Below are 20,681 nucleotides of genomic sequence, written 5' to 3'. Positions count from 1 at the left end.
CTTATTGGTCCTGAACCGTTTCACTCGTCCACTGTGACATTCCTGGAACGATATTGATCGCTTTCAAACCATGTTTAGATAACTGCTGTGCAGCTAAATCACTTCGTGTACCCGTTCGACAAATAACAAAAATGGTTTTGTCTTTGGGGATCTCATCTATGCGATCTTCCAATTGACCAAAGGGAATAGAAATGGCACTTGGAATATGACCAAAAGCATATTCTGCTGGCTCACGAACATCTATAAGATAAAGTTGTTCTCCTTCTTGTTCTAAGGCGTGAACGAATTCTTCATTATCTACAACATGTGGATGTTTCGTCTCTTCACGAGCTTCATCCTCATTTGCTTTTCGCAAATAATGGATAAAAGTTTCCCCTTCTTGCTTCGTACCAAGGTATTGGTTACCAGTGCTTTGTGCCCAACCTTTCATATCAGCCAAAGAACCCACATCCGTTGCCTGTACTTCGATTACTTGACCAGGTTTTAGTTGATCCATCGCTTTTTTGGTACGGACAATCGGCATCGGACAAGCTAAACCTTTGCAATCCAATTGAAAATCTGCATGTATCGACATCCTCATTTCACTCCTTTTATTTGCTTATTTTTCCATTCCATTGAAGCATTCCACCAACCATGTTTGTCACCTTAAAACCATTTTTTTGCATAACCTTACATGCACGTTCACTTCTCCCACCTGACCGACAAACCATGATATATTCCTGTTCTCTATTTAAGTCTTGCAATCGATTTTCCAATGTTCCTAGTGGGATAGAACGAGCCTGTTTGATCTTTCCTTCAGCTATTTCATCTATTTCTCGAACATCAATAATATTTAACCTTTCACCACTCTGAAGTCGTTGTTCTACTTCCACTGGTGTTATGGTCGAAATTTTTGATTTCCATATACTCATGTGAAATTCTCCTTTTCTATTTTTCCTAAAACTGTTGATTTATCATTACTGATACTGGTATAGGTATATTAAAAAGCAAAAAAATTTTTCATCGCTCCATCCTGTCTTGTAACTCGAATACCAATACCTCTATGGGTATATTAAACGCGATTGATCTAATTGTCAATCCTGATAAAAAAGAAAAAACTTCCTTAAGCGTAAACCCAAGGAAGTTAATATCGTTTTCAAGCAATTAAATCCAACGATTAATCGTTTTTTCATAATCTACTTGTTCTGCTTCTGGAAACCAAAGTGCAAGTTCACGCTCTGCACTCTCTACAGAATCCGAACCATGGATAATATTCATCCCAACACTAATACCAAAATCACCACGAATAGTACCTGGAAGAGCATCAGATGGATTGGTTTTTCCCATCATTTGGCGTGCTGTTGCAATAACATTGTCACCAGCTAGCACAAAAGCAAACACTGGACTGGAAGTAATAAAATCCACTAACTCTCCAAAAAAAGGACGCTCATTATGCTCTGCATAATGTTTTTCTGCCAAATCTGTGGATACACTCATCAATTTAGCCCCTAATAATTGAAACCCTTTCTTTTCGAAGCGCGATACGATTTCACCTATAAGTCCGCGTTGTACTCCATCTGGTTTGATCATAATAAATGTTTTTTCCATGGTAAATCCTCCAATGATATGTATAGATAACGCTCCACATTGTATCAGGCAAAGCGTGAAAACGCAATATTCTTGCTCAATAATTTCGTCCAACAATAAACTCAGCTAACATTTTTAATAGTTCTTGCTCATTTACAGACGGTAGCTTTTCCAATTCTTGTAATGCTTTTTCTAAGTATCGCTTAGATAAATTTAACGCAAATTCATTTCCACCTGCTTTTTTGACCAAGTCGAGAATCTCAGGGGTCAGTGGCTTTTGTCCTCGAATAGATAAAAAAGACTCAATTTCTTGGCGTTCTTGCAAAGGTAGCTGGTGTAATGCATAGATGACAGGCAGGGTAATATTCCCTTGTTTTAAGTCGCTTCCTGCTGGTTTCCCTAACGTTTTTTCATCACCAGTAAAATCAAGTACATCATCTGTTAATTGAAAGGCCATTCCAACATAATAACCATACATTTTTAAGTGTCTGGCAATTTTCGGTGAAGCCTCACTTACTAATGCACCTAAGTGGCAGCTGATTGACATTAAAAGTGCTGTTTTCCGTTTGATTCGTGATAAATACTGCTTGATAGACTGTTCTGAATGATACAAATCTCGAATTTGATCAATTTCACCTTGGCACATGAGAAAAATTGATTTGGACAATTCAAGGTGTACGGATGGAATCGATATTTCGGAAATAATATGAAGTGCTCTTGTAATAATATAATCTCCAGTATACATAGCAACTCGATTATCCCATTTTGCTTTCACTGTGGGTTGTCCTCTACGTAAGGAAGCATTATCGATCACATCATCATGAACCAAAGTCGCCATATGTATCAGTTCCAAAGCTACGGCTACATCGATGACTTGTTTTTTATTTGTACTCTTTCCAAATCTCCCTGATAACAGTACAAAAACCGGGCGCATTCTTTTTCCACCAGCCCGGAGCAAATGTGTAGAGGATTCACTTAACTCCTTTTGATCTGTATCCATTGATCTTGTTAGTAAATCTTCTACTGTTTCTAGATCTTTTTTTATATGTCTATAAATGCTTGCAAGTCGCAAATTCCTCACCCTGTTAACTTAGATGTGTACAGGTAGTTCCATAACCTCAATCTTCACATCATCTTTGATCAATCCAGAAAGCGCTGCATAGTGATAAAATGTAGCCAAACCACGCTGCTCTTCTGGACCAAAGTTATAGTTTAATCCTGCATAGTACTTTTCCCAATCTACTACTTTTCCGCCAAGTTGACTTATTGCCTCTTGGATAACAGGCATTGGTTGTTGCTCCCCAAGTCTTTTAGCATGTAAAAATCGATGATAAACGAGTGAAAGCGTCTCCTGTCTTTCTTTTACCACACTTCGATTTACTGCCCAAACTGCAAATGTCATCGGTAAACCTGTCTCTTTATACCATTCCAAACCTAAATCAAAAACATAATATTTTCGGTTTGACCAGTTGGCACGCAGAGCATCATCTCCAATTAATAAAGCTGCATCAGCATGTTCCATCATCTGATCCAAATTGGGCTCCTCTGTCTTATAACTTGGTGTGCCACCTGCAAAATGTTCCAATAAAATCTTAAGTAAATTGACAGAAGATGCAGAAGTATTTGTCAGGGCAATTTTCCCGTTTTTCACATCTGCAAAACTTTTCCGCTTACTAAACAGGAAAATCGAACCAACTCGACCTTTTGCACTAACAGACAGGTCAGGCATGATCACATACTTTGGAAAATCATCTGCATAGGCAAAGGAAGATATAGGACCCATATCAATTCTTCCTTCTGCCATTGATTTATTTAATTGGGATGGCACCTGTGGAATAAGCTCTACAGGTAAATCCGTATAATGAAAATAGTGATACAGTGGCAAAATATTGGTAAATGCGATTTTCCCTATTCGCACTGGTTTCATGTCTATTCCTCCGTTATCGGGATAACACATCTATCATCATAAAACAAAATACAATAACGCTCAAAACCCCGTTCATCGTAAAAAATGCTGTATTTAAACGAGAAAGATCGTCATGCGAAACGATAGAATGTTCATAGATAAGAATGAGCAACGCGACAATGACACCTAGTCCAAAGAAAATCCCCAAATCGGTCAGCCAAAGTAAACCAAATAAACCAAGTGCAGTTCCCAAATGCATAAACGCAGAGATTTGCAAACCTCTTTTCACACCAAATCTTACTGGTATCGAATGAAGACCTTCTTTTTGGTCAAATTCTACATCTTGACATGCATAAATAACATCAAATCCACCAATCCATAATGCTACTGTCAAAAAGAGTAGTATTCCTTCGATATCGATCTGCCCAGTAGTTGCAATCCAACCTCCCAAAGGACCTAATCCGGTAGCTACTCCTAATATCAAATGACATGCCCATGTAAATCGTTTGGTGTAGGAATAAAAAACAAGAAAAAATACAGCAATTGGTAGTAATTGAACAGAAAGTATATTCAACTGAAAGGCTGATACGAATAGAACAACAAAAGATACAATCACAAACCCCCATGCAAAAGAAACAGGGATTAACCCTTTGGGAATATGTCTTTCTGCTGTTCGAGGATTTTTAGCATCAATTTTCCGATCAATAATGCGATTTAACGCCATCGCTGCACTTCTTGCACCTACCATGGCAATAGTGATCCAAAATATTTGCATCCATGTTGGAAAATGACCTTTTACTTCTAAACTTCCTAATATAGCTCCTAGATAGGCAAATGGAAGTGCAAAAATGGAGTGTTCAAATTTAATCATGTCGAGAACGAGTTTTAGTTTTTTTAACATGATGAATACCTTCTTCTATTTGTAGCCTATATGTAGAGCAGTGATGCCCCCTGATAAAGGATACACCTCTACGCGAGAAAATCCAACCTCTTCCTTCATCATTTGTTCCAATTCTTTATAATCTGGAAACGATTGGAGGGAAGTAGGAAGCCATTTGTACTGTTCATAACGATTTACAAATAGCTTACCCAAAAGTGGTAGAATCCGACCAAAATAAAAAAAGTAGAGTGAGCGGAATGGCTTCCATGTTGGTTTGGAAAGCTCTAATGATACGACTTTTCCACCTGGTTTGACCACGCGTTTCATCTCTTGTAGTACTTTGGTAACATCTGGAACATTCCGAAGTGCAAATCCAATTGTAGCAAAATCAAAAGTATTATCTGGATATGGCAATTCCATCGCATTTCCCTCAATGAGATTTACATTATCTTCCAATTTCTCTTTTTGCAACTTAGTCATACCAACCGTCAACATCTTTGGGCTAAAATCAAGTCCGATTACACTCCCAGTTTTTGAAGCTTTGGCCAAAGAAATAGTCCAATCACATGTACCACAACAAACATCTATTGCGGAATCTCCTTGTCCAACTTGCATTTTTTTCATTGCAAATTTTCTCCAAGCCTGATGCCTACGAAAGCTGAGAATGCTGTTCATTTGATCATAATTTTCAGCGATATCTTCAAAAACTTGCTGAACAAACTTTTCTTTTTCCGTACCTTGAAGTGTCTCAGCCTTTTGATTGTTCAATTGGATGCCTCCTTTTCCAACAGCATTTGATATAGTGTGGATCGAACATCCTCATGTTTGATAGACTCCACACATTCTATTAATGCATCCCGTTTCATCATCGGAGTTTTACGATGATCCAAGTGAAGAAAGTAGGAGAGGAGAGAACACCAAGTAATATGCTCATGGACATGAAAAAAATCGGCTAAAGCCGTAACCAAGTGACGTCCCGTCCAGTCTTCTTGTGTAAAAGAATCAAAGGTACCCTCTATATGATGTTTCATACTTTTTTCGCATATTTCGCTAGCTGTTTTTGCTAAAACTTCCATACCCTCAATCTCATTATGTTGAGCTAATGTCTTATAAAATAAGCTACTATAATAATCTCCAGCTAAAATAGATAATTGTCTTTTTTGAAATTCTTCTACATCCTTTTCTTCTTCTAGAGTCACTTGTTCATGTACCACTAAACCCATGCGTAATAACGCAGTAGAAACACCATAAGCAAATATTCGCATTGGCTTTTCATGGACAGACGTTAGCATTAGTTGGAGTATCTTTAAAAATAATTCCGGTATTTTTGGTTTTCCACATCTCTCCAGTAAATATGGATGTCCAGTTAATTGATAGAGATGAAGAACAATCTCCTCATGATTTTTATGTATGGACGTCATTTAAGCGTCCTCCTATATTTGCTATATCCTCGATAGTATACCATAAGTCGAAACGAAAAAGTATTTGTAACAATACTCGTAAATTTAACAGGAAAAGGCTAGCAAAGAATTTTTTGCATAACAAAAGCCAGAGTATTTACCCTAGCTGCTTTGTTTTTATTCATCTGTCTCTACTGTTCCAAATGATGTAATAATCTCCGCTTTGCCTCTGATCTTAACAGCAGAAGTGTGTTCCGTGAATTGGGCGATCATCACTTCCCCTTTATCTAACTTCTCGGAGTGATGAAACCGAGTATCTTTCCCGCGTGTAAGACCAATGACATTGACACCATTTTCTTTCGCCTTTATTACAAAATAATCAACTTGATTTCCCATTTTCATAAAACCCTCCTAGCATAGGGTAAAAAAAACCTCCCTGGTCAAAGGAAGGAATTTTTGGTCGGGCTAGCCAGATTTGAACTGACGACCTCTTGCACCCCATGCAAGCACGCTACCAAGCTGCGCTATAGCCCGTTATACATGATCCGAAGTGAACAGGTATAATTTTATAACGAGCCTATCTCAATGTCAATAAAAATGTGAAATATAGCAGCATAAAAATGCTTTTTGCTCTCTTAACTTTTCAACATTTAATGATCTCGACACACTTAAAAATCCGATTTATTGTTGACCAGCTAAATATGGAAATAGCTGGTCAATCCCTTCTTCATACAACATTTTTATACTTATGCTCTTATCAACGATAAAATCTCCGCTCGCTTGTCTGCATACTCAGCAAACACTCCACGAACAGCAGTTGTAATCGTTTTGGCTCCAGGTTTTTTTACTCCCCGCATCGTCATACACATGTGCTCTGCTTCGATCACAATCATTACACCATGGGGATCTAATTTAGACATGATCGCATCTGCTACAGTCGATGTAATCCTTTCCTGTAACTGTGGTCGTTTGGATAAAATTTCGACTGCTCGTGCCAATTTACTCAAACCTGTTACACGACCGCTTTTAGGGATGTATGCCACATGTGCATGTCCGAAAAATGGGATCAAGTGATGTTCACAGATAGAATGAAATGGAATATCTTTGACCAATACAAGTTCTTCGTGTTCTTCGCTAAAAACAACAGAAAATAACTCTTCTGGGTCTTCGGTTAATCCTGCAAACACTTCTTCATACATACTTGCAACCCGACTCGGTGTCTCTAATAAACCTTCTCTATGAGGATCCTCTCCGATTGCTTCTAAGATTAATTGAATAGCATGTTCCAATTTTGGTTTATCCATCTATAATATCCCTTCTTTTATACACAAAAAGACCCATGTAAAGGGTCCTCTTGTGTTTATATGTAGTCCCATCCGATGGATAGAAAGAAGAATCTACTTGTTCACTTCTTCTTTCAATTGTTTCCCTGGTTTGAAAGCAGGAACTTTCATTGCAGGAATATCAATTTCTTCACCGGTTTGCGGATTGCGTCCTTTACGAGCAGCACGCTCACGGACTTCGAAGTTTCCAAACCCGATCAATTGGACTTTTTCCCCAGCACCTAGTGCATCAGAGATTACAGATAGTACTGCTTCTACTGATTGTGTAGCTTCTTTTTTAGTTGTTTCTGTAGCTTCTGCTACTTTGTTAATTAGATCGGTTTTGTTCATAACCGCACCTCCTGTACAAATCACCTATTGCCTCAGTAAGAGACGATAAGTGGGACACATCTATACTAATACAAGCAACGACCGTAGTTCAAGTACTATAAACGATTTTTCTCATAAAAAAATAAGGTCGATGTATGAAAACGATCGACCTCAGTCTTTTTCCATTCCATACTACTAAAGTTGTTGGATTCTTGAGACGGTAATCTTTTGACCACTTCATCACCAAGCTAACCCCATGTGTCCCGCGGTTGGATCGTGTTTTTATTGCAACAAATCGTACAGGAAAACAACAGAATTATCATCTATTCATCTGTACGAACAACTAGGAAAAGCTCGCGAAAAGAACTTATGTTTGTAAAGGGATTTTCGAAAAATATTGTCGGACTTAGGAAAGGATAAACATTCTCTCGTTCAACATTCGCTATCCTTTCACGATTTAAACCGTGGATTTTCCCTTTTTGCATTCTATAATATAATGGCAATCAGTCCACCAGAGCCTTCATTGATGATTCTTTCCAATGTCTCTTGTAACTTATAACGAGCGTTTTCAGGCATCATGGATAACTTCGCTTGAATTCCTTCTCGCACGATAGAATTGAGTGATCGACCAAAAATATCAGACTCCCAAATACGTAAAGGATCTTGTTCAAAATCTCTCATAAGGTAATTGACAAGTTCTTCTGATTGACGCTCTGAACCAATTATCGGTGCAAATTCAGAGTTGACATTTACTCGAATCATGTGAATAGAAGGAGCTGTTGCTTTTAGCCGTACACCAAAACGAGCTCCTTGTTTGATCAGTTCAGGCTCATCTAGGCTCATTTCTTCCAATGTTGGTGCTGCTACACCATACCCTGTTGTTTTTACCATCTGCAATGCGTCTGAGACTTTGTCATATTCTCGTTTTGCTATGGAGAAATCTTGCATCAACTGTAACAAGTGGTCACGACCACGAATTTCTTCCCCTACTACTTCTGTTAATACACGATCATATAGTTCATCTGGTGCATAAAGATCAATCTCAGCTACTCCCTGCCCCATATGCATTCCTGAAAGTGCAGCTTTATCAATAAATTCGTATTCATAAAATCTTCCCACTACACGATCTACATCACGAAGTCGTCGAATGTCTTTCACTGTCTCTCTGACAGAAACTTCGAATTCTTGGCGTAACCAGTGCTTATCTTCTAATACCATTACCCAACTAGGCAGATTGACATTTACTTCATGTACAGGGAATTCAAACAATACTTCTCGAAGTACTCCTAAAATCTCAGTTTCCCCCATTGTTGCTACGCTTACAGCTACAACTGGGATATCATATTTTTCCGCAAGAGATAACCGTAGTTGCTCTGTTTCTTCACTTTCAGGTTGTGTCGAATTGAGAATCATAATAAAAGGTTTTCCAACCTCTTTGAGTTCTTCTACTACACGTTCTTCCATTTGTTCATAGGAACTCCTAGGAATATCAGTAATACTCCCATCCGTTGTTACTACAATCCCGAGTGTCGAATGCTCCTGTATCACTTTTCTGGTCCCTACTTCAGCAGCTTCTTGGAAAGCAATAGGCTCTTCAAACCAGGGTGTATTGATCATTCTTGGACCGTTTTCATCTTCGTAACCTTTTGCTCCTTCAATCGCATAACCAACACAATCCACTAAGCGAATATTTACATCCAAACCTTCATCTACTAATACATTTATTGCTTGATTTGGTACAAATTTAGGTTCAATAGTAGTAATGGTTTTACCTGCTCCACTGTGAGGCAGCTCATCAATGGCTCTTGTTTTTTCGGAAGCATCCGCAATATTTGGTATGACTACTTGTTCCATAAAACGTTTAATAAAAGTTGACTTTCCGGTGCGTACTGCACCGACTACACCCAAGTAGATGTCGCCACCTGTTCGTTCTGCAATATCTTTTAAGATATCTACTTTTTCCATCCATTACCCTCCTCAAAGGTCCATGCTTTGCTGGGTTTATTGCCGGTTCGAAGGCTATCCCTCCTTCCGGTTTTCGCTATACGCTACTAATATATGAGCCCATTCTCTTAATATGACAAGGTACTTTTCCTTTAATTTACATGAAGTCCATTAAGCGCATTATATGCAGAGGGTTGGAGGATTACGTCTACTTATGGAATTTTAATGTGATCTATTGTTGCACAGTGTGTGATCGATGTGTGTTCTATAAACATTGGTTACTCTATAATTAATCACTTTTGTCTGTTCCCACCTTTTTCAACTACGATGAACTTACTATCATACTAGCAACGGTTCATTTTTCTTTCCCTCGTGTGGCTAATATAATACCGTTAAGCGGTATAATAAGAGAAATAAGTCAACTCTGCTAGCTAATTACTATATGCGTCCTGAATTTCTGGAATACAAGGAGATAAAAAAGTATCTTCAGCCTCGATAAATTTTCCTCTGAGGATTTCCTTTAAATAAAAAAAGAGCTACCTCATTCGTAGCCCTTCTCTCTCTTTTTTTGGGAAGTATGAAATGTAACAACTCTTATGCTGGCAAAAAGATAACCTAGTAAAAAAACACCTGGAACGAGGATGAGATGAAACAATATCGAATTCATCCAACCACCCTGCCTCTCAATTGGTTATCTCTCATCTTATGATTCTTGTAACAAATTATGAAGAAAAAAGTATTTCGCCCTGTTTCCCTAATTCCATCGGGGGAGAAAACGCTGACACAAAAATGGAGTTTTTCGCCAAAAACGGACGGAGATCTTCCTGCCCATTTGGTTTTTGCTTTGCAGTTTGAATCAAACGTGTAACGTCACCACGATAATCTAAATAGATTCGGCCGTCTTTATCCATAAGTATCGGCAAACGCGCGTCAGAAAAGTAAGGAGAAGGAATATGTATATCTGAAAGCTGCAACTTCTCTAGATCCACATCGAAATATCCATCCTGGGTCTGTGTCTTTTCCTTTGTCGGAAGGCTTTTATGTTTTGACTTATAATGATTAACTGCCAATTGTACTTTCTCGACTTCATTGTTAACACGCAGATCAAATAAGCGGACTAACGGCTGCTTTCCTTCCGCACCTACATATACATAAAGAAAATTTCCGCCTTTTTCATAAGCAGTCATTGGAATTTCTGGTAATAATTTAAAATCTACGAGGTAACGAGAAGTGAATTTTCGATCATCGGCAGTGTATTTATATGGCAATGTTTTATTTTGTTGCAAATATTGTTCCGATTGAGCTTGTACCCTTGCAACATGGGTAGGAACTTCTGAAAGTTGTTGCCTTTTTTCATTTGGATACATACAAGCAGTAAGAATAAAAAATCCAAATACAATGAGGGTCAGTCGAAAAAAACCTTTCATCTTAACAATCCTCCTATGTGGATAAGGCTCGGATACCAAATAAAATCGCTATAAATAACGTCAAAAAAGCAATAATGAACAAAAGAACACGAAGCCAACTCTTCTTTTGTTGCCTCGCAAAAGCAACAAAGAAATTAACCAAAATAAGTAAAAAAATAGTGGCCATCAAATCCATTTTTTAGACATTCCTTTCTATTTATTAGCAAATCCGCACATGCCTATCCTCGCTTACAAGATAGTAGTCTAGACTCACGGCTTACGCCCTGCATATGATAGATGGACTAACGCCTGAATGGAGGAGTAACAGTGAAAGAATCTCCTGTACGATCTAAATCATATGCACGTCGTCAAGGTGCACCGCTTGATCGTATGAGTCGCAGACCCATCCCAACAACTTCAGCAATACCTAACATTAACATTTTAAAGATCATGAATGGATTTGTCTCGTTTCGTTCCACCATTCATGATTTAAGTCAATCTCTACAAAGATTAGAATCGATGATGGATCATACGACCAAACTTTTTTCGGTGGGTAGAAATTTACGATCAGGTAAAAGACCATTTGTTCCACAATTGCCAAAACCGCCTATAAGTAAAGATGCATTCAAAGATGAAGAGATTCCTATTATTAAACTCCCAAAAATGCCACCCTCTCGTTCCCCTTTTTTACGTTTATTGGAATATGTAGACATGGGAAAAGTAATAAATATTTTGCAATCCCCTATTTTACAGAACGTCTTTACGCAGATGTTTACAACCAAACAGCAACCAACAACTCGTTCCAGTCCACGAACTAGACAACGAACAAGAATAACAAGACAACAAGCTGCACGCAGAAACAACATAAGAAGAAAAAGGGTAAGGCCTTAAGGCTCTACCCTTTTTTCTATCCTCATTATCCTAAATTCCGCCTACATCAGTGAACTGATCCCTGTCCCAGATACACTTCTGCTCAAGTGTTTTTATAGGATAATGTTTCAAGCTACTCTTAGAGTATGTTCCTTACACCCAAAGCGATATTAGATAGCGAAAATTTTTTTCACCAACCTTGAGCCATTTCTTGCAATTCTCTTGTTTTTCCCCTACTCATCAAATCTTCGACAGCTAATTTCGGATTTTTTCCTTTAAACAAAACTGCATAAAGTTGCTCTGTGATAGGCATCTCAATTTGATATCTTTCTCTTAAGGCATGTCCTGCACGTGTTGTCTTGACACCTTCTACGACCATTTTCATTTCAGATAATACTTCAGCTAAGCTTTTACCTTGACTAATTGCATAGCCAGCTCTCCAGTTCCGACTATGCTTGCTTGTACATGTACCAATTAAATCTCCTACACCAGCCAAACCAACAAATGTGATTGGTTCCGCTCCCATAGCCGAGCCAACACGTGCGATTTCTGCTAAACCTCTCGTCATCAAGGCTGCCCTTGCATTATCTCCATAACCTAGTCCATCTGCCAAGCCTGTAGCCAAAGCAATAATATTTTTCAATGCTCCACCGATCTCGACACCAACCACATCGGGATTGGTGTAAACCCGAAAATAAGAATTAATAAAAAGGGTTTGAGCAAGTTCCGCACTATGCTGACAAGAAGAAGCTACCACTACTGTAGTAGGAGAACGTTTGATCACTTCTTCTGCATGACTTGGTCCCGATAAAACAACAATTCGATCATGCCAGTTTGGGAGCTCTTCTGCAATTACTTCCGACATCCGCTTCCATGATTCTTGTTCAAAACCTTTTGTTGCATGTACAATTAATGCATCTGCATGAACATATGGTTTTACTTGAACTAACATATCTCTCATCGCATGAGAAGGTACAGCAAGTAAGATAACATCTTTTCCACTCACTGCTTCTTCTAATGAAGCATTTGCCTTTAAATTCGGATGCAGTGCTGCATCACCCAAGTATGCATAATTCCGATGTTGTTGATTGATTTCCGATATTGCTTCTTTTTTTCTAGCCCATATCGTGACTTCATGTCCATTATCTGCTAAAACATTGGCAAGCACAGTTCCCCAGCTACCAGCTCCAAGAACTACAATACGCTTCATTGTTTCTCCCCTTCCGTTTGACCAATCTTCCGTTCCGTACCCTGAAATAAACTTTTGATATTTCGTTTATGTCTGACAATAGCGAGTACAGCTATGACGATGCTTAGCCAGAGATATGGTTCGGGATAATGGTCTTGCAGGGCCAAGACAGTGAATGGTAGCCCAACGGTAAACACCAAGGAACCCAAGGAAACAAATCGAGTGATAATGATAAGAAGAATAGCGATGATTCCAGAAATAAGGCCTGCATAGAAAACCAAAGATACTACTACACCTATCGTAGTTGCAACTCCTTTACCTCCCCGAAATCGAAGAAAAACAGGCCAATTGTGTCCAAAAATAGCAAACATACCACAAAGAGCTAATACATAAGGCGTATTTCCAACTAACAGATAGCCCAAATAAACAGCGAACACACCTTTTAACGCATCAAGGGTAAGCACAGTTATTGCTGGAATTTTCCCCAATACCCTTAATGTATTTGTTGCACCTGCATTTCCACTTCCATGTTCACGAATGTCCACGCCTTTTACCCATCTGGCCATCAAATAACTAAAACTAATTGATCCTATAATATAGGCAAAAACAACACTTATTATAGCTAAGACGTTCATAAATCCTCCTCATCATTTGTTCTTTTTACGTAACAGTATACGAAGTGGTGTACCTTCAAATGCAAAAGCTTCACGTAATTGATTCTCTAAGTATCGCAAGTAACTAAAGTGTGCAAGTTCCGGATCATTAACAAATAGCACCATCGTTGGTGGCTTTACTGCCACTTGAGTAGCATACTGGACTTTGAATCGTCTCCCTTTGTCAGATGGTGGAGGGGTCATCGTAATCGCATCTTGCATCACTTGATTAATAACAGAAGTGGATATTCGCATTGCATGTTGCTCAGCCACCTCTTTTACTTTTGGTAATACCTTTCCAATTCTTTGTTTCGTTTTTGCAGATGTAAACAGGATAGGAGCATAGGACATAAACTGAAACTGGAACCGAATCTCTTTTCGGAAACGATCCATTGTTTTCTCATCTTTTTCAACAGCATCCCATTTATTTACTACAAAAATAGCAGCACGACCTGCTTCATGGGCATATCCGGCAATTTTTTTATCTTGTTCCGCAATTCCACGCTCTCCATCCAATACAATGAGACAAACATCAGAACGTTCAATTGCCTGCATAGCACGAAGAACACTAAATTTCTCAATAGACTCGTATACTTTTCCACGTTTCCTAAGACCTGCTGTATCAATCAATACAAATTTTTCATCATCCAACGTAAACGGAGTATCAATGGCATCTCTGGTAGTACCTGCAACTGGGCTGACGATAACCCGTTCTTCCCCTAATATAGCATTAACCAAAGAAGACTTCCCAACATTCGGACGACCGATTAAAGATACTTTAATTGTTTCTTCATCATATGTTTCTTCTACTTTCTCAGGAAATAATGACACTGCTAGGTCTAACATATCTCCTGTACCTGTACCGTGAAGGGAAGAAACTGCTACCACATGTTCAAATCCGAGTTGATAAAACTCATATGCTAAATCCATATGTTTTAGATGATCGATTTTGTTCGCTACAATGATTACTGGTTTATTGGTCTTATGTAATAACCGTGCCACCTCTTCATCTCCAGCAGTAATACCTTCTCTGCCATCCACAACAAATAAGATTACATCTGATTCACCTAAAGCTAACTCTGCTTGATTACGAATATGATCTAAAATCTCATCTTGCTCTCCAAACTCCAGACCACCTGTATCAATTACATGAAATTGTTCTCCATTCCATTCACTCTGGGAATAGATACGATCTCGAGTAATTCCTGGTTGATCCTCTACAATTGCGATTCTTTCTCCTGCTAACCGATTAAAAATAGTTGATTTTCCTACATTAGGCCTTCCTACAATAGCGACTACTGGTAAACTCATATAAACTTCCTCACTTCATTTATCACTTTGATCATCAAAGTCTCCCTCATACAGTTTACCTATCGAGGGATCGGACTTCAACCGTTTAATGTTTTACGATGATATAAGTAGAATCATTTAGTTTATGTACCATAGCATCGAGTATCTTTTCTAATAGAAAAGCTCTTGCTATTAATTCGTCCACATTTTTTGTCACAAAAATCGGGGAAGCACCACCTACAAGCTCTGGTGTTGTAGTTATAATGGCTAAAATTTTCTCATCCAATCCTTTACACCTGCTTTTTGGCATCAAATTGATTTGGTTTTCGAATTGCACTCTCTAATACAGGAACATTTTTTATAATCTGTATTAACTTAGATATGTTTTTCTCTTGGGGTAATACAACAAGACCTAATCGACCATCATTTAAATCTAATTTGGCAAGAGGTGTTAGTGCAGGTTCACCAGAATCTCTGGTTACGCCAAGAATAGAAGAAACATCATGTAAAATCGCTTGACGTTGTCCAAGGTTGGAAATGGTTATCCTACTGCTAGCATCCAAAGGTTCAATAACAATTCCTACTCCATTTTGTAAAATTCGTTCCCTATTCTCGGGTAAACCAACATTCATCAAATAAATATCAGCTGCATACAGATTAGGTCCTTCTACACGCAATGGTACTTCATAGACAGCACCAATTTCCCCTATACTTTTTCCCGATTTCAAGAAGGTAGATAAAATAATAACGATAACACCTACCACGAGACCAGCTATCCAACCAGCCACCATAACCGAGGCACTCGTAAAGAGTGCTGCAAGAATAACAATATAATTTCGACCTTCAAATACCATGGCAATTCCTTCTATATAACTAAATCCTCTTGGTACCAATTCGGATTCGTCTAACTTTTGCAATGTTTGTCTTTCCATATTGCGAACATCCCGAAACTGTTGGGCTGCAAGGGTTAAAAAAGTAACGGCTGTATAATCTGGTTTTAATAATGCCGGAATAGCAACAGCTCCTAAAGCGGAAGCAATTAAGCCTAGTGCTAAATGAATTACTTGACCATGTGGATAGGTAGGATATTGACGATAGTCACTTTGTAACAAGCGTAATCTTGCTATAAATCCAAATGCGATACCGAATGTTATTGCTAACGTTTCTTTGTCCAATATGCTATCCTCCATGTTTTTTGGATCGTTGGAACCCAAAGCTGTAATCTTTTTACTATGATTAAAATAGTAATGATTATCCAAAAAGTATCCATTGCTCCCAATCCTGGAAAAGCGATAGGGCTGAGTCGTTCATGATAAAGATAATAGAGCCCAAATTGTGTTATCAACAAGCCACCAAACACGAGACAAAACTGTTCTAATATGAAACTACAGGAAATGATCGCTTCACTCATGGAAAACAAAATGGTGAACCATTGAAAGCTAACCGATCTCCACAATAATGGTGTACGGGTAATTTCGTGATATAAAAAAAGAATACTTCCCAACATGATCATGAGACTAAGCAAAGTCACTAGACGATGAATTGGAATTTGACTCAGGGTATAAAGAAAAAGCAAAAATAGAAAGAAATAATCCAATTTGATATCCAGAACGGATGAAATAGATATAGGCGGCAATAAAGAAATGCAACTAATAATAGACAAAAATAGTTGTAAATGTTGTTTTGATATGCCAAATTGAGTTGGTAGATAGGTCAACCAACCTGTCGCTAATAAAATCAAAACTGCTAATGGAATAAAAGTAGACATTTTGTACACCTCTTGCTTAGTATGGATAAAACCACTATAGAACAAACAAAAAACTTCCTTAAAACGGGAAGTTTTTTGAAAATCCGAGCTTATGATCCATATGAAATAAGCAAACGATAGAAACAAAAAACACTTATTTGTATAAGTTAAAACTGTGAAACGATAGCATATGACACTTCCTTAATATAATATAAAAATGAACACTGGTTCCTGACGAAGGGATTCACCAAAATGAGCAACCCCTACAACACTCCGGTAACGCCTCTGCCCCCGTCTCTCATCTGGCACACGATGATGATGTGCATCGACGGCATCCTGAAGTCTGGTGAGGATGCAATGGCAGACGTCAACCAGAGGGCGAACAAGGCTGAGGCACTCTAGTCGTTCACCATCGACGGACTACCCCCTCCACAATAAATTTGTGTGGAGAGGGTGGTCCGTCGCCCGTTTTACGTATCCATATCACATTTCAAAATGCAGCTATAATCAACATCTGTTCCTTTTCTTTCTAATGTATGCTCAAAAACAGAACCTTGTGGTTTACCTGATAGCTAGAGTATTGGTTCCTCTTGTTAAAGCCACCTCTGAACTGATCGGAAGTGGTTTCTCGGTTTCAAAATGATACAGGGATATTGCCATCTTGTTATTACTCATAATGAATAAAAATCAATTAAAATCTAAAATTTTGTAGTAGATTGACTTAAACAAAAATCTATGTTAAATTTCATTCTGTTATTGTAAACCAAATTAAATTGATACGTTTACAATAAACATAAAGAGATACAAGGGGGGGAACAAAAGTTTGTTTATACATCAAAACTACCCTGATTTATTAGAAAAAGATCGAAAATACGTTTGGCATCCTTTTACACAAATGAAAGATTATGAATCTCGTGATTTACTTTTTATCGACAAGGCAGAAGGAGTTTATTTATATGATGTTGATGGAAATTGTTATTACGACACCAATTCGTCCTGGTGGGTAAACATCCACGGACACTGTCATCCCAGAATCAATCAAGCGATATCTCGACAAGTAAAAGAGATTGATCATGTTATGTTCAGTGGTATTACGCATCGAACTGGAATTTTATTGGCAGAAAAACTGGTCCAAATCAGTCCTGAAGGGTTAAATAAAGTTTTTTATTCTGATAACGGTTCCACTGCTGTAGAAGTGGCAATAAAAATGTCATTCCAGTACTGGTTACAGAACGGAAAACAAAAAAAACAAAAATTTGTTTACTTAGAAAATAGCTACCATGGTGATACCATTGGTGCCATGAGTTTGGGAGGCATAGAAAGCTATCATGCTCTTTTTCATCCTCTGCGTTTCGCTAGTTTCTCTGTTCCTTCACCACAATTTTTTATGGAAGAAGACGCTTCCTCTGAAATTGTAAAACAAAGAATTAATCATTGTCTCCATGAAGTTGAACAGCATTTTATCTCCTGTGCTGATGAAATTGCAGCATTAATTGTGGAACCGTTGATTCAAATGGCTGGTGGGGTTCATATTTATCCTGTTGATTATCTTATCGGTTTACGAAATTTATGCACCAAATACCACATTCACTTCATTGCTGATGAAGTAGCTGTAGGATTTGGACGTACTGGGCAAATGTTTGCTTGTGATCATGCACGCATCACACCTGATTTTATGTGTGTATCAAAAGGGATTACAGCAGGTGTTTTACCACTGGCAGCTACCTTGTGTACAGATGAAATTTATGATGCTTTTTATGATGACTTTGCACGCAGAAAAACATTCACACATGGTCATAGTTTTACTGGAAATCCTATTGCTACGGCAGTCGCACTAGAGTCTTTGCAAATTTTTGAAGATGAGCAAGTACTTTATCATGTTCAAAAAAATGCTGTTCACTTACAAGAACAAGTAAAGAGCTTTGAAGATTTTTCACATGTCTCAAATGTACGTCAACTAGGTTTTGTTGCCGCATTTGATGTAATGAAGGATAAAGAAAAGAAGTTAGCCTTTCCCTCAAATGAACGAATAGGTTTTCAAATATATGAAACAGGATTGCAAGAAGGTTTGCTTCTCAGGCCACTTGGAGATACGATTTATTATGTTCTTCCCTTATGTACAACAAAAAAGCAGATTGAAGATATTGTGCATCGAACAAAACGAGTACTTCGTAAATTGGGTTTATAGCAATAGCTTTTTTTTAAATCAATTGTAAACTTATTTTTTTATACAGTTTACAATATGAGATTGATAGGTGGTGAACAGGTTTTGGCAATTGGCTTATTTATTACCGCAACGGATACAGAAGTTGGGAAAACAGTGATTACAGCAGGGTTAGCTCTTGCTCTAAAGAAAAAGGGGTTTCAAGTCAAAATTATGAAACCTATTCAAAGTGGTCATAGCAGAGATGATCCGGATGGAGATGGCATGAAACTGAAAACATGGTCTCACTTATCTGATCCAATTGACGAGATCATACTATACAGCTTTTCGCAGCCAGTAGCCCCTAGTCTGGCAGCTGATTTAGAAGGTGAGACAATTGACCTTACTCATATTTCAACCATTTATCAGCAAATTCAAAAGACGGCGGATTTCGTGTTGATCGAAGGAGCTGGGGGACTCTTAACCCCAGTTACAAGAAATGAAATGATCGTAGATTTGATTAAGAGATTAAAAACTCCCATTTTGATTGTAGCACGTACTTCATTAGGAACTGTGAATCATACTCTATTAACCAAAAAAGTGGCTGAGCAGTATGATTTACCTATATGTGGTGTGATATTAAATGAAATGGAACAGGTTAGGCAAGATCCAAGTATCCCTTACAATCAATCCTTAATTGAACATTTCGGCCAAATGGAGATACTTGGAAACATACCTCATCTCCCTTCGTTAACTTCTGAAAAATTAGAGAAATCATTTCTAGAACATGTAGACATAGAAAAAGTAATCCAAAACATAGGAAAAATGCCAAATGCTTGACGACTGGAACAAGTGGATCACTCGCCAACTATTCACACTAAAGTCAAATGGGTTGCAAAGAAATCTAATACAAACAAGTCAAGCCACCCAACCTATCCTTGTTCGACATCAAGCAAAATTGATTAATTTTTCTTCTAATAATTACCTTGGATTAGCCAATCATCCTAAAATCATTCAAGCAATGAAAGATGGAATGAATGAAGGAGCAAGTCAAGCATCCTCCCGCTCCTTAGTGGGAACGTCTAAAGCCATGAAACAATTAGAAACCGAACTAGCAAAATATCATAATCATGAAGCTGCTTTGCTTTTCTCTAATGGTTATATGGCTAATGTAGGGGTGCTATCCTCGTTTTTAAGTCATCATGATGTGGTACTAAGTGATCGATTAAATCATGCAAGTATTGTGGATGGTATTCGTTTATCACAAGCACAGCATATTCGTTATCGACATAATGACATCGATCATTTACAAGAACAATTACAAAAAATAGATTGTGGCAAAAAGCGAATTTGGGTAGTAACAGATACCGTTTTTAGCATGGACGGTGATATCGCAAAACTACAAGAACTAGTTTTACTGAAACAACGATATGGATTTGCATTGATGGTAGACGAGGCACATGGTGGAGGTGTTTTCGGCTCTCAAGGTCAAGGAGTTGTTGAGCAAGAAGGTTTATCTCCACATGTAGATATCCACATAGGTACTTTGAGTAAAGGTTTCGGAGTCTATGGGGCATATGTAATAGCGCAAAGCAATTGGATAGATTTTTTGATCAATCGTTGTAGGAGCTTCATCTATACTACCTCCCTACCCCCTGTAGTCATAAGTGGAATCAAAGCCTCACTTCAATTAGTAAAACAAGGAGATCACTTGCGGAAAGATTTACGCAAAAAAAGTGTTTATTTCCGTAACCATTTGAGAGATTTTGGTTTTCATACTTTCGATTCCAAATCTCAAATTATCCCCATTTTGATCGGTGACGAAACGAAAACGGTTTTATTTAGCCACAAACTTGAGCAGAGAGGAATATTATCTTTACCCATTCGTCCTCCTTCTGTGCCGGTAAATACATCTCGGCTACGATTTTCTATCTTAGCCAGTCATCAATGGAATCACTTAGACCAAGCACTAGAAACCATACAGCAAATTGGTAAAGAGATGGGAGTGATCTAAATAGTAAAAGAAACAATCTTT

The 20,681-nt window shown here is 38.1% G+C and carries 23 protein-coding genes and 1 tRNA gene; 4 read left to right on the top strand and 20 right to left on the bottom strand.

Annotated features, from left to right (window positions below; translation table 11 throughout):
* Window position 1: 1 nt before the first annotated feature.
* From A3GQ_RS0102910 to A3GQ_RS0102840, 14 genes are all read right to left on the bottom strand, one after another.
* Window positions 2-574, bottom strand: a complete 573-nt coding sequence (locus tag A3GQ_RS0102910; RefSeq protein WP_028775778.1) for a sulfurtransferase TusA family protein — start codon at window positions 572-574, stop codon at window positions 2-4.
* A gap of 16 nt (window positions 575-590) precedes the next feature.
* Entirely contained in the window at window positions 591-890 is a 300-nt protein-coding gene (locus A3GQ_RS0102905) for a rhodanese-like domain-containing protein (protein ID WP_028775777.1), read from the bottom strand.
* A 253-nt stretch (window positions 891-1,143) separates the two neighbouring features.
* A complete protein-coding gene (ndk, locus tag A3GQ_RS0102900) occupies window positions 1,144-1,587 on the bottom strand; it encodes a nucleoside-diphosphate kinase (RefSeq protein WP_028775776.1) in 444 nt (147 codons plus the stop codon).
* 76 nt (window positions 1,588-1,663) lie between these two features.
* The gene (locus A3GQ_RS0102895; RefSeq protein ID WP_342664982.1) at window positions 1,664-2,647 is read right to left on the bottom strand and encodes a polyprenyl synthetase family protein; all 984 of its coding nucleotides are present in this window, start codon (window positions 2,645-2,647) and stop codon (window positions 1,664-1,666) included.
* Window positions 2,648-2,656: 9 nt separating this feature from the next.
* The gene (locus A3GQ_RS0102890; RefSeq protein ID WP_037463640.1) at window positions 2,657-3,493 is read right to left on the bottom strand and encodes a menaquinone biosynthesis protein; all 837 of its coding nucleotides are present in this window, start codon (window positions 3,491-3,493) and stop codon (window positions 2,657-2,659) included.
* A gap of 13 nt (window positions 3,494-3,506) precedes the next feature.
* The gene (locus tag A3GQ_RS0102885) at window positions 3,507-4,373 is read right to left on the bottom strand and encodes a UbiA-like polyprenyltransferase (RefSeq protein ID WP_425423357.1); all 867 of its coding nucleotides are present in this window, start codon (window positions 4,371-4,373) and stop codon (window positions 3,507-3,509) included.
* Window positions 4,374-4,388: 15 nt separating this feature from the next.
* Window positions 4,389-5,120: a demethylmenaquinone methyltransferase gene (locus A3GQ_RS0102880; RefSeq protein WP_028775772.1), complete on the bottom strand. Its 732-nt coding sequence runs from the start codon at window positions 5,118-5,120 to the stop codon at window positions 4,389-4,391.
* The gene (locus A3GQ_RS0102875) at window positions 5,117-5,773 is read right to left on the bottom strand and encodes a heptaprenyl diphosphate synthase component 1 (protein WP_028775771.1); all 657 of its coding nucleotides are present in this window, start codon (window positions 5,771-5,773) and stop codon (window positions 5,117-5,119) included. Before A3GQ_RS0102875 ends, A3GQ_RS0102880 begins: the two co-directional genes overlap by 4 nt.
* Window positions 5,774-5,929: 156 nt before the next feature.
* On the bottom strand, window positions 5,930-6,148 hold the full coding sequence (mtrB, locus tag A3GQ_RS0102870; protein ID WP_028775770.1) for a trp RNA-binding attenuation protein MtrB: 219 nt from the start codon (window positions 6,146-6,148) through the stop codon (window positions 5,930-5,932).
* 61 nt (window positions 6,149-6,209) lie between these two features.
* Window positions 6,210-6,286 (bottom strand) — tRNA-Pro (locus A3GQ_RS0102865).
* Window positions 6,287-6,498: 212 nt separating this feature from the next.
* A complete protein-coding gene (gene folE / locus A3GQ_RS0102860) occupies window positions 6,499-7,056 on the bottom strand; it encodes a GTP cyclohydrolase I FolE (protein ID WP_028775769.1) in 558 nt (185 codons plus the stop codon).
* Between the two features lie 93 nt (window positions 7,057-7,149).
* Window positions 7,150-7,425: an HU family DNA-binding protein gene (locus A3GQ_RS0102855; protein WP_028775768.1), complete on the bottom strand. Its 276-nt coding sequence runs from the start codon at window positions 7,423-7,425 to the stop codon at window positions 7,150-7,152.
* A 465-nt stretch (window positions 7,426-7,890) separates the two neighbouring features.
* Window positions 7,891-9,369: a stage IV sporulation protein A gene (gene spoIVA / locus A3GQ_RS0102845; RefSeq protein ID WP_028775766.1), complete on the bottom strand. Its 1,479-nt coding sequence runs from the start codon at window positions 9,367-9,369 to the stop codon at window positions 7,891-7,893.
* Between the two features lie 701 nt (window positions 9,370-10,070).
* The gene (locus A3GQ_RS0102840; protein ID WP_028775765.1) at window positions 10,071-10,775 is read right to left on the bottom strand and encodes a hypothetical protein; all 705 of its coding nucleotides are present in this window, start codon (window positions 10,773-10,775) and stop codon (window positions 10,071-10,073) included.
* Between the two features lie 306 nt (window positions 10,776-11,081).
* On the opposite strand from A3GQ_RS0102840, the gene A3GQ_RS0102830 reads away from it, so the two are divergent.
* Window positions 11,082-11,645, top strand: a complete 564-nt coding sequence (locus A3GQ_RS0102830; protein WP_028775764.1) for a hypothetical protein — start codon at window positions 11,082-11,084, stop codon at window positions 11,643-11,645.
* 169 nt (window positions 11,646-11,814) lie between these two features.
* Here A3GQ_RS0102830 and A3GQ_RS0102825 read toward each other — a convergent pair whose 3' ends face one another.
* The 6 genes from A3GQ_RS0102825 to A3GQ_RS0102800 form a co-directional block, all read right to left on the bottom strand.
* Window positions 11,815-12,834: an NAD(P)H-dependent glycerol-3-phosphate dehydrogenase gene (locus A3GQ_RS0102825; protein WP_028775763.1), complete on the bottom strand. Its 1,020-nt coding sequence runs from the start codon at window positions 12,832-12,834 to the stop codon at window positions 11,815-11,817.
* Window positions 12,831-13,448: a glycerol-3-phosphate 1-O-acyltransferase PlsY gene (gene plsY, locus A3GQ_RS0102820; RefSeq protein ID WP_028775762.1), complete on the bottom strand. Its 618-nt coding sequence runs from the start codon at window positions 13,446-13,448 to the stop codon at window positions 12,831-12,833. The genes A3GQ_RS0102825 and plsY overlap by 4 nt, the downstream gene beginning before the upstream one ends.
* 12 nt (window positions 13,449-13,460) lie before the next feature.
* Window positions 13,461-14,777, bottom strand: coding sequence for a ribosome biogenesis GTPase Der (der, locus tag A3GQ_RS0102815; protein WP_028775761.1), 1,317 nt, complete (start codon window positions 14,775-14,777; stop codon window positions 13,461-13,463).
* Between the two features lie 85 nt (window positions 14,778-14,862).
* On the bottom strand, window positions 14,863-15,042 hold the full coding sequence (locus A3GQ_RS0102810) for a capping complex subunit for YIEGIA (protein WP_028775760.1): 180 nt from the start codon (window positions 15,040-15,042) through the stop codon (window positions 14,863-14,865).
* Window positions 15,043-15,046: 4 nt separating this feature from the next.
* Window positions 15,047-15,931, bottom strand: coding sequence for a YIEGIA family protein (locus tag A3GQ_RS0102805; RefSeq protein WP_342664981.1), 885 nt, complete (start codon window positions 15,929-15,931; stop codon window positions 15,047-15,049).
* On the bottom strand, window positions 15,913-16,524 hold the full coding sequence (locus A3GQ_RS0102800) for a hypothetical protein (RefSeq protein ID WP_028775758.1): 612 nt from the start codon (window positions 16,522-16,524) through the stop codon (window positions 15,913-15,915). The genes A3GQ_RS0102805 and A3GQ_RS0102800 overlap by 19 nt, the downstream gene beginning before the upstream one ends.
* 802 nt (window positions 16,525-17,326) lie before the next feature.
* On the opposite strand from A3GQ_RS0102800, the gene bioA reads away from it, so the two are divergent.
* The 3 genes from bioA to bioF all read left to right on the top strand — a co-directional run bounded on the left by bioA (window position 17,327) and on the right by bioF (window position 20,660).
* Window positions 17,327-18,691, top strand: a complete 1,365-nt coding sequence (gene bioA, locus A3GQ_RS0102790; RefSeq protein WP_245596718.1) for an adenosylmethionine--8-amino-7-oxononanoate transaminase — start codon at window positions 17,327-17,329, stop codon at window positions 18,689-18,691.
* An 81-nt stretch (window positions 18,692-18,772) separates the two neighbouring features.
* Window positions 18,773-19,486, top strand: a complete 714-nt coding sequence (bioD, locus tag A3GQ_RS0102785) for a dethiobiotin synthase (protein ID WP_028775756.1) — start codon at window positions 18,773-18,775, stop codon at window positions 19,484-19,486.
* Window positions 19,479-20,660, top strand: a complete 1,182-nt coding sequence (gene bioF / locus A3GQ_RS0102780) for an 8-amino-7-oxononanoate synthase (RefSeq protein WP_028775755.1) — start codon at window positions 19,479-19,481, stop codon at window positions 20,658-20,660. Before bioD ends, bioF begins: the two co-directional genes overlap by 8 nt.
* Window positions 20,661-20,681 lie beyond the last annotated feature (21 nt).

This window comes from Shimazuella kribbensis DSM 45090 (assembly GCF_000428065.1).
GTDB lineage: Bacteria > Bacillota > Bacilli > Thermoactinomycetales > Thermoactinomycetaceae > Shimazuella > Shimazuella kribbensis.
This window is presented reverse-complemented; position numbering and strand designations above follow the sequence as displayed.